This window comes from Enterococcus sp. HMSC061C05 (genome assembly GCF_001814765.1).
Classification (GTDB): Bacteria; Bacillota; Bacilli; order Lactobacillales; family Enterococcaceae; genus Enterococcus_B; species Enterococcus_B lactis.
In genome coordinates, this window is record NZ_KV817744.1 from 89,714 (window position 1) to 98,767 (window position 9,054).

Genomic DNA, 9,054 nt, shown 5'->3' on the forward strand with positions numbered 1-9,054 from the left:
TCTGTCATGGCTTCTTCATAGAAACTGCCATCTTCAATGCAGCCATAGGGTCTTGACGAGTGATCGTATAGACATTTTTCGGTTCTTGCCAACTTACTTCTACGGCTCGATTCGTCGTATCTCCCATATCAATAGTTATCTTACCAAATTGTTCAGGTGCTGGCAGCCTGTTTTCTTCCAAATAGGCTACGATTTCTTTAGCTAACGGCAAGGGTTCTTGACCATCAATATTATTCCCACGGATCCGAATACGCCAATTTCCTTCTTGCCATTCAAGGTAGCTTGAACCTGCTGCTCCTTGCTGATACCCCGTGATTTGATGACCTAAATCCATTTTCTGCCCATTTGTATCGATCTCAAATGGCTGCAAGACTTGTATCGTTTCTTGACTAGAAGCAAATCCATATTGATAGAGATAAGTTGCAATAGGCGTTTCTTGATTCAATTCGTCAGCATTCAACCTGAGGGGACGATCTGATCCGTAATATAAAATAGAATAGCCTTGCTTTGTTTGTGCCGCTGCGACATTGAGATAGCCAGAAGAAATCGGTATATCTAAAGGCATGGGCACGTTTGGTTGTTGTTCTTTCAATTGGTTTAAAGCAGTCTTTTCCTCATTATTTGAGGTAGTCCTTGTTTGTTCAGTAGATGAAGCCGTTTTAGTACTACTTTTTTCTGTACTTGCAACAGTTTCAGATGTACTGCTTGATAGTTGCGTATTGTCTGATCTTTCAGTAATCAAACTGCAGGCGCTTAACAATAAGACAAACGGAATAAATAACATAGTATTTCTCATTATCTGCTCACTCCCTCCTATTATAAGGATACGCTTTCTTACTTCTTTTGCCAAATAATCATTTCTTCAATTAATAAAAAAACAAAAAAGCTGTACTCGAAAATTCGAGTACAGCACGTTTATTTACTTTTCCTTATCATCGATGATATTCAAACGCACTTTTTTTGGTGCATTGATCCGAACACCGTAAACAATCGTGCGGATTGCTTTGGCCACACGCCCTTGTTTTCCGATGATACGGCCAATATCTTCAGGTGCCACTGTTAGGTTATACTCGTAAAAATCTTTCGACTCTACGACCTCTAACTTGACTTGATCAGGATAAGTGACTAGCGGACGAACGATTGTTAAGACTAAGTCGCTTAAATCTTTCATATCCGGTCACCTTATTTCTTTGAGAATTTAGCTTCGTGGTGTTTTTGCATAACGCCTTCTTTTGAAAGGATGTTACGTACAGTGTCAGAAGGTTGTGCACCTTTTGATAACCAGTCAAGAACTAAGTCTTCTTTTAAAACTACTTCTGCAGGGTCTTTCAAAGGATTGTAAGTACCTACAGTTTCGATGAAACGTCCATCACGAGGAGAACGTGAATCAGCTACGACGATACGGTAAAAAGGACTCTTTTTAGAACCCATACGTTTTAAACGGATTTTAACTGCCATTATTTATTTCCACCTCCATTGTTTTATTCACAAGATGTAGTGTAACAGTTTTTTTTTACCCTGTAAAGCTTTTTTTCTTTACAGCTTGATTAAATTCGATTTTTTTTAGGAAATAGCAGATTTTAGACTTCTTTTTTGTTAAAAACAAGCCACCCAGCTACGATGGATATGACGATAGAACAACACGTCACTGCTAATGACTGAGTATAATCTGTAAGGTGGATTTCTTTCGTAAGATAATTTGAGGAAGAAATCAAATAAGTCGGTACATATTCTGCTACTTTAGAGAACAACCCAGCACCATAACTCAGAATGACCGTTCCCCCACTAGCCAACAGAACCGCATAATTGGAAGAAAGAAAAGCTGAATAAAATAAAATCAATGAATAAAGCCAACAGCCAAAAAAATAATAAGTAAAACTGATAAATAAAGGATGGGAGATAATCGACTGGTCCCAATAATAAATCGTGTATGCTAGCGTAATACTATAACAGCACCAATAGCTGACACTCCAAAATAGTATACCCATGATCCATTTCGACAGAAATATCTTCCATCGCTTCATCCCTTTTGTCAGCAAGTTGACGATTGTTCCGTTCTGGTATTCGCTTGTCAATATCCCGCTGAATAAAAGAAGGAAGAAAATTAGCAACATCGGAATATTTTTATAAAATTGTGTCCATGAAGTTGTTGCATCAACTGTGATTTTCTGAACAGAAATCCCTGACTCTGCCAGAGTTGTTGACATAGCTTGCACTAAATAAGGAGTCAATTTAGCTAGCAATGGATTCATTATACCGAAAATCACTGTGAGCGCACTTAGCGTGATGATTTTTCCAGTACGCCAGTTTTCCTTCAGCTCCTTTTTGGCGAAGGCAATGAGTTGTCTCATGATTGAACGACCTCCAAAAAGAGTTTTTCTAGCGTGGGTTCTTCCATCTGGACTGATTGGACTGGCAATTGATACTTGGCTAGCAAATCCATAGCAAAAAGCATTTCTTCTTTACTTTTTTGTGGATAAGCTATACGCAATTCACTTCGGATCATCCCTCCAGGTAAAAGCTCTTCAAATTGTTCGCGCTCTTTTTTGGAAAAAAATACGATCTCAAACCCACTAGCATTTGTTTGCTTTTTCAATTCGTCCACTGATCCAGACAACACGATTTTTCCATTATCCAAAAAAGCAACTTTGTCACAGATACGCACCACATCAGAAAAAATATGAGTAGAAAATAAAATCGTCGTTTGCTCTTTCACAGAGGATAAAATATCTAAGATTTCTTTTCGACCAACAGGATCAAGAGCAGAAGTTGGTTCATCGCAAATGAGTAATTTAGGCTCGTTCAACAAGGCTTGAGCAATCCCTAAACGTTGTCGCATCCCTCTGGAAAATTTTTTGATCCGCTTCTTTTCATTCGACAGACCGACAAGTGACAACAGTTCATTGGTTTTTTCCTTTATCCGCTGTTTAGGCATTCCTGTGAGTTCGCCGCAAAAGATCAAATACTCAGAAGCGGTCATATAATCATAAAAAACCGGTACATCAGCTAAATAGCCGATTTCTTGATTGGTCGTTGTTTGTCCGTACTCTACTTCTTTTCCGTTCACTCGGATCGTTCCGCTGTCTTTTTTGATAAGACCTAAGATCAGTTTCATAGTTGTCGTTTTTCCAGCACCGTTTTTACCGATGAAACCAAAAATCATCTGTTCTTCTACAGAAAAAGATAAATCATCCAGCAATTTGTTTATACCAAAAGACTTTGAGACTTTTTCAAGTGTCAAGATAGCCACTACGCATCCTCCTTGCCAAAAATCAAATAAAGGACAGGGCCGATAAACTGCATACCAACAATAACAATAATCACCCATATCATTCGATTTCCATGTTTATATGCAGAATGTGTAAAGATATGATGAAGTACATAAATAAGTAATCCAAACTGTACAATGATTAAAGGAATTAAAAACGGAAGAAATTCTTTGATGCTCATATTACTCGCCCGCCAATCGTTTTTTTAGTTTTTCAATTTTTGATCTTTCAATTTGTTGAAAAATCGGATTTTCTAATGCACTCAATGCCCCTTCCCTGATGATTTTCGTGTCTCTTATTTGCTGTACCCCAAGATCTGCTCCTTCAAATATCTCAGTTATCTCATCAAAATACCTATCACCATGAAGGATCCTGCCTTCCTCGCTTAAAAGTATAAGTGTCAAATCCACAAACTGTTTTAAGCACTTTATTACTTGTTCTTCTTTTTCATGTTTCGCATAAGCACAGGCTGCAGCGTAAGAAAATTGAGCACAACTGTTGGGATGGACCGCCGTCAGGTTGAATGCTTGGATCACAGCAACTATTCTATTGACAGTTTCTTCTATAACCGGTAATTGAATGATTTGGATCAATAGATAATGGGTGGCTGAAGATACGAGATTGATTAAATGAGAAAACATGCTGAATTGAGTGTAGCTTACCGCTTTTTTTGTTTGACCGGCGGCTCGGTACGCTTGGATAAGTAAGGTGTCGCTTTGCTGGGCAAAACGATAAGGGTCCGCTTTTTCTTCGATTTCAGATAAAGCTTCTTCTGGTTTGCCTAACTGGAGCATGACCGCTACTTTTAACAAAGAAGCATTATTGCATAGAGATAATTCTGTTGATTCTTCAACGATTTTCGTACATAACGCTTCTGCTTCAGACAGAATTGCTTGTTGTTCCTCCAGATCCTTTGTTAGCATAAAATGATTCAACCACAAAACGACTACTTGTAGAAGAAAAGGATAACATGAGTAATATTGTTTGACCGCTTTTCTACAGTCCTCCATCACATATTCAAAGGGCTCTTTAGAAAAAGCGGTGGTCCACTGCTGATAAAAGTGTCTGATTTGCTCTTTCGTCAATTGAGGATGATAGCCGAGCAGTTCATCAACAGACACATCAAAAAAACTGGCTAATTTAGGCAATATGAGTACATCAGGCATACTTTGGCCTGTCTCCCATTTGGAAACAGAAGCTTTTGTCACACCTATGAATTCGGCTAGAGTTTCTTGAGTCACGCCTTTTTTCTTTCGTAAATTTGCTACATTTTTCGATAATGATAATTCTTCCATCTTATCCCTCCTTTTTCTTCATTATATAGACTTTCTAAGAGGGTTGGCAATGGAGACTAACGATACTTCGCGATCATTTGTCAACTAAAACGAAACTTTTGCCAGTAAGTGTTTTTGTTTGCTCCAATTACTTATTTTTTGTAAGATTATTATAGATAGTTTGAAGGAGGAAAAATCGTATGACAAAAAAAATTGGATTTTTTATTGGTAGTTTAAGAAAAGATTCTTACAACAAAAAAGTAGCAGAAGCTTTTGCGAAATTGCTTCCTGAAGGGTACGAAAGTGTATTTGTAAAATTCGATGATCTGCCATTTTACAATGAGGATCTTGAAACCCCAGAAAAAGCTCCTGCTGAATGGACTCGTTTTCGTGAGGAAGTGAGCGGATTAGACGGTGTCGTTTTCGTTACTCCTGAATACAACCGCTCTGTGCCAGCAGTATTGAAAAATGCTTTAGATGTAGGCTCAAGACCTTATGGACACAGTGTTTGGGATCATAAACCAGGTTTAGTCGTTACTGCATCACCAGGTGGGATTGGCGGCTTTGGCGCAAACCACCATCTACGCCAATCACTTGTCTTTTTGAATGTGCCAACCTTGCAACAACCGGAAGCATATATCGGAAACGTTGCGAATCTAATTGATGAAAACGGCAATATCGTTGAAGGAACATTAAGTTTCTTCCAAACGATTTTAGATGCGTATCTAGATTTTTCTAACAAATTAGCAGAATAAAATCAGAACGATAATAAAAAGAGGCTGGGACAGAAGCGTTTAACTCCAAGAAATAAGAAGGAATTCACGAAAATTGCTTTTCAAATTTTTGTGAATTTCAGCTTATTTCCGAAGGAGTTGCTTCTGCTTCCGCCGTTTATATGTGTTTAGAGCGTGAGACAAAAGTAAAGAACACTTTTGCCTCACGCTCCTTTTGTTTTATTTACTTCTACTTTCGTACATAATGTAATTCGATAAATTCACCGAATCGTGTCGTATCTAGCAATTCAAAACGTGCTTCATAGGTTCCTTTTTGGAATAAAGGGATTCCGTCCCCTAATAATACAGGGGCAATCTGGATATACCATTCATCAATCATTTGATGTTCTACTAACGGTTTGATCAATCGACCGCCACCCACGACCCAGATATCTTTTCCTTCTGTCATTTGTAGATTTTTTAGAAAAGCAACAGGCTCTTCGTGTACGACCTCAGCATCTGGCAATTGTAATTGTGCATTGGTTGAAAAAACGAAATTCTTTTTCTCTGGATAAATTGCTTCGGTTTCCAAATATTTTTTTGCTTCTTGATAAGTTTTCCTGCCCATGATGGTCGTATCGATTGTTCCATAAAAAGCTTCATAAGTGGTTTGCTCACCTGTCGGAGTGTCAAAAAGCCATTGAAGGTCATCCGTTTTCGTTGCCAAATAACCATCTAAACTTACAGCGCCATAAAATATGATTTTTCGCATGCTTTATTCGCCCTTTCTTTATTTTCTGCCGATACGTACGACCTCTTCTTTGCGGAAACAACTGTCAAGGTGATCATTGATGATCCCGACTGCTTCTAAAAAAGCATAGATTGTCGTACTGCCAATAAATTTAAATCCTCTTTTCTTTAGATCTTTTGCTAATTCATCTGAAAGAGGACTTGTTGTCGGGACTTCTTCTTGTGAATGATAAGAAGAATCAACGATTTTTCCATTAGAAAACGACCAAAGATACTCAGAAAAACTGCCGAATTCTTCTTGAATCTTCAAGACTGCTTTAGCGTTTTGGACAGCTGATTCGATTTTTCTGCGATTCCGAATAATTCCTTTGTTTTCCATTAGTTCGCTCATTTTTGTTTCTCCATAATTTGCGACTTTTTGGATATCGAATTGATCATATGCTTCATCGAATGCGTCACTTTTATTTAAAATCGTCTGCCAACTCAATCCTGCCTGATTGATGTCGAGCATCAATTTTCGGAACAGCTTTTGGTCATCATGTTCAGGAACACCCCAGACAGTATCATGATATTGCCGCATACTTTCTGTTTGTTCACTCCACGGACATCTCATTTGTGCCACCTCTTCGTTTAGAGTAATTGTATCAGTAAAGAATAAAAATTGCTGATAGAAAAGCTCCGGCAGTAGACATTTTCAGTCTGTACCGAAGCTGTTTTTTTCATCTTATTTCCGTTTTTTCTTTTTCTTCTTATTTTTCTTGATCATTCGATTCATCGCCATTTTGCCTAGTTTTCCTTTGACGCCTGAACCAAACATTTGGTCCATACCTGGGATGTTCATATCCCCTTTGGACATTTGTTGCATCATTTTTCTTGATTCCTTGAATTGCTTGATCATTCGGTTTACTTCAACCACACTGTTTCCAGAACCGGCAGCAATTCGGCGACGACGGCTTGGATTCAACAGATCAGGATTTGCTCTTTCTGCTAGTGTCATAGAATAAACCATCGCTTTTTTGCGTTCAACGTCTTTTGGATCTACCTTGACGTTTTCAATTCCAGGGACTTGATTCATTCCTGGGATCATTTTGATTAGATCTTCCAGTGGGCCCATCCCCATCACTTGATCGAGTTGTTCAATAAAGTCATTGAAATCAAATGAGTTTTCCCGCATCTTCTGTGCAAGTTCTTCCGCTTTTTTCTCATCATAGTCTTGCTGCGCTTTTTCGATCAGTGTCAGCATATCCCCCATACCAAGGATACGGCTAGCCATACGATCCGGGTGGAATACTTCTAAGTCAGTCAATTTTTCACCAGAACCGATGAATTTGATTGGTGCACCTGTCACTGAGCGGATCGATAAGGCTGCCCCACCTCGAGTATCCCCATCAAGTTTAGTGATGACGACTCCAGTAATCCCTAATTGCTGATTGAAGCTGTCAGCTACATTGACGGCATCTTGACCAGTCATGGCATCGACAACTAGCAAGATTTCATTTGGTTGCGTCAATTCTTTGATTTGTTTCAACTCATCCATCAATGTTTCATCGATGTGCAGACGTCCTGCCGTATCGATCAATACATAGTCGTTTTTCTTTTCTCTTGCTAACTCCATCCCTTGACGAACGATTTCTACCGGGCTGACTTCTGTTCCCATGTCAAATACAGGAACATCTAGCTGTTGACCTAATACTTTCAATTGGTCGATCGCCGCTGGTCGATATACGTCCCCTGCGATTAGGAGCGGACGAGCATTTTCATTTTTCTTTAAATAATTCGCTAATTTACCGGTAAAAGTTGTTTTACCTGCCCCTTGTAGACCAGCCATCATGATAACAGTTGGTATTTTTGGTGATTTATTTAACTCTGCTGTTTCAGAACCAAGTGTGATCGTTAATTCTTCATCAACGATTTTTACGATTTGTTGTGCAGGTGATAAACTTTCCAGCACTTCTGCCCCTACCGCACGTTCGCGTACGCGTTTAGTAAAGTCTTTGACTACTTGCAAGTTAACATCGGCTTCTAGTAAGGCAAGGCGGATTTCCCGCATCATTTCTTTTACGTCAGCTTCTGATACTTTCCCTTTTTTTCTTAGTTTTCCCATCGCCTGCTGGAGACGTTCAGTTAAGCTTTCAAATGCCATATTTTCTTCATTCCTTTTATTTATTCTTCGATTGCTTGAATTTGCTGTACATATTCAAGCAGTTTTTTATCTTCCGGATACTTATCTGTAATATATGCGGTCATCTTTTCCAATATCTGTTCTCGGACAATATAATCAGAGAAGAGATGGAGTTTTTTTTCATAATCCTCCAAGATCTTGCTTGTCCGCTTGATATTGTCATATACTGCTTGTCGACTTACTTCGTATTCTTCCGCGATCTCACCTAATGAAAAATCATCTGCATAATATAACTCCATGTAGTTCATTTGTTTTTCTGTCAATAAGGTCGAATAAAATTCAAAGAGCGCGTTCATTCGATTGGTCTTTTCGATTTCCATTCTGCTCACCTCTAGTTTTCAGCCATTCTTCATCAGAGAGCACAGTCATTTTTTGCTGAATAAAATAAGCAGTGGCCACTCCGGCGCCATTTTTTGTTATTCCGGAAAAGCTTCCATCATAAATCGAATGGGTCCCGCATGAAGGGCTTTTTTCCTTCATAATGACTAGATCAATGTGTTTTTCCTGCAATTTTTGATATGCTTTGATCGCGCCGTTTTTATACGCTTCCGTTACATCTTCGCCGCTTGTCGTCCATACTTTTGCTTGATCTTTCCACACATCGAACCCATTTCCACCAATGATTTCAGCAGGATCTCTAGGGATTGGCAATCCACCGATTACTTCTGGACAGACCATGACAGCTTCGCCAGTTTCAACTAGTTCCATCAATTCTGGTACTTCTTTTTTCTGTCCATCATAGCGACAGGCTAGACCGCCTAAACATGCACTGATTCCAATCATTGACTGCTCTTCCTTTCTATTCAGCAAAGTGCCTTCCTATTATACCATTTATTTCTTTTGTAAAATAGCCCCTTGTACTGATT

Annotated in this window: 13 protein-coding genes; 1 reads left to right on the forward strand and 12 read right to left on the reverse strand. The window is 38.9% G+C overall.

Annotated features, from left to right (window positions below; genetic code table 11):
• Positions 1 to 4: 4 nt before the first annotated feature.
• The 7 genes from HMPREF2988_RS07565 to HMPREF2988_RS07595 form a co-directional block, all read right to left on the reverse strand.
• Positions 5 to 796, reverse strand: coding sequence for a hypothetical protein (locus HMPREF2988_RS07565; protein WP_070770338.1), 792 nt, complete (start codon positions 794 to 796; stop codon positions 5 to 7).
• Between the two features lie 123 nt (positions 797 to 919).
• The gene (locus HMPREF2988_RS07570) at positions 920 to 1,171 is read right to left on the reverse strand and encodes a KH domain-containing protein (protein WP_002308728.1); all 252 of its coding nucleotides are present in this window, start codon (positions 1,169 to 1,171) and stop codon (positions 920 to 922) included.
• Positions 1,172 to 1,182: 11 nt separating this feature from the next.
• Complete coding sequence (rpsP, locus tag HMPREF2988_RS07575) at positions 1,183 to 1,458, reverse strand: 30S ribosomal protein S16 (RefSeq protein WP_002290274.1); 276 nt, start codon at positions 1,456 to 1,458, stop codon at positions 1,183 to 1,185.
• Positions 1,459 to 1,580: 122 nt separating this feature from the next.
• Complete coding sequence (locus HMPREF2988_RS07580) at positions 1,581 to 2,351, reverse strand: ABC transporter permease subunit (RefSeq protein WP_070770339.1); 771 nt, start codon at positions 2,349 to 2,351, stop codon at positions 1,581 to 1,583.
• The gene (locus tag HMPREF2988_RS07585; RefSeq protein WP_070770340.1) at positions 2,348 to 3,250 is read right to left on the reverse strand and encodes an ABC transporter ATP-binding protein; all 903 of its coding nucleotides are present in this window, start codon (positions 3,248 to 3,250) and stop codon (positions 2,348 to 2,350) included. Before HMPREF2988_RS07585 ends, HMPREF2988_RS07580 begins: the two co-directional genes overlap by 4 nt.
• Complete coding sequence (locus HMPREF2988_RS07590) at positions 3,250 to 3,450, reverse strand: PLDc N-terminal domain-containing protein (RefSeq protein ID WP_002290267.1); 201 nt, start codon at positions 3,448 to 3,450, stop codon at positions 3,250 to 3,252. Before HMPREF2988_RS07590 ends, HMPREF2988_RS07585 begins: the two co-directional genes overlap by 1 nt.
• A 1-nt stretch (position 3,451) precedes the next feature.
• Complete coding sequence (locus HMPREF2988_RS07595; protein WP_070770341.1) at positions 3,452 to 4,564, reverse strand: helix-turn-helix domain-containing protein; 1,113 nt, start codon at positions 4,562 to 4,564, stop codon at positions 3,452 to 3,454.
• Positions 4,565 to 4,743: 179 nt separating this feature from the next.
• Between HMPREF2988_RS07595 and HMPREF2988_RS07600 the strand changes: the two genes are divergently transcribed.
• Entirely contained in the window at positions 4,744 to 5,298 is a 555-nt protein-coding gene (locus tag HMPREF2988_RS07600) for an NADPH-dependent FMN reductase (protein ID WP_002290264.1), read from the forward strand.
• A 208-nt stretch (positions 5,299 to 5,506) separates the two neighbouring features.
• Here the strand turns inward: HMPREF2988_RS07600 and HMPREF2988_RS07605 are convergent, their stop codons facing one another.
• The 5 genes from HMPREF2988_RS07605 to HMPREF2988_RS07625 all read right to left on the reverse strand — a co-directional run bounded on the left by HMPREF2988_RS07605 (position 5,507) and on the right by HMPREF2988_RS07625 (position 8,971).
• Complete coding sequence (locus tag HMPREF2988_RS07605) at positions 5,507 to 6,028, reverse strand: dihydrofolate reductase family protein (protein WP_070770342.1); 522 nt, start codon at positions 6,026 to 6,028, stop codon at positions 5,507 to 5,509.
• Between the two features lie 18 nt (positions 6,029 to 6,046).
• Positions 6,047 to 6,619, reverse strand: coding sequence for a DNA-3-methyladenine glycosylase I (locus HMPREF2988_RS07610; protein ID WP_070770343.1), 573 nt, complete (start codon positions 6,617 to 6,619; stop codon positions 6,047 to 6,049).
• 111 nt (positions 6,620 to 6,730) lie between these two features.
• Entirely contained in the window at positions 6,731 to 8,149 is a 1,419-nt protein-coding gene (gene ffh / locus HMPREF2988_RS07615) for a signal recognition particle protein (protein ID WP_070770344.1), read from the reverse strand.
• Positions 8,150 to 8,169: 20 nt separating this feature from the next.
• On the reverse strand, positions 8,170 to 8,508 hold the full coding sequence (locus HMPREF2988_RS07620) for a putative DNA-binding protein (protein WP_002291603.1): 339 nt from the start codon (positions 8,506 to 8,508) through the stop codon (positions 8,170 to 8,172).
• Complete coding sequence (locus HMPREF2988_RS07625; protein ID WP_002291604.1) at positions 8,468 to 8,971, reverse strand: 2-thiouracil desulfurase family protein; 504 nt, start codon at positions 8,969 to 8,971, stop codon at positions 8,468 to 8,470. Before HMPREF2988_RS07625 ends, HMPREF2988_RS07620 begins: the two co-directional genes overlap by 41 nt.
• Between the last annotated feature and the right edge of the window lie 83 nt (positions 8,972 to 9,054).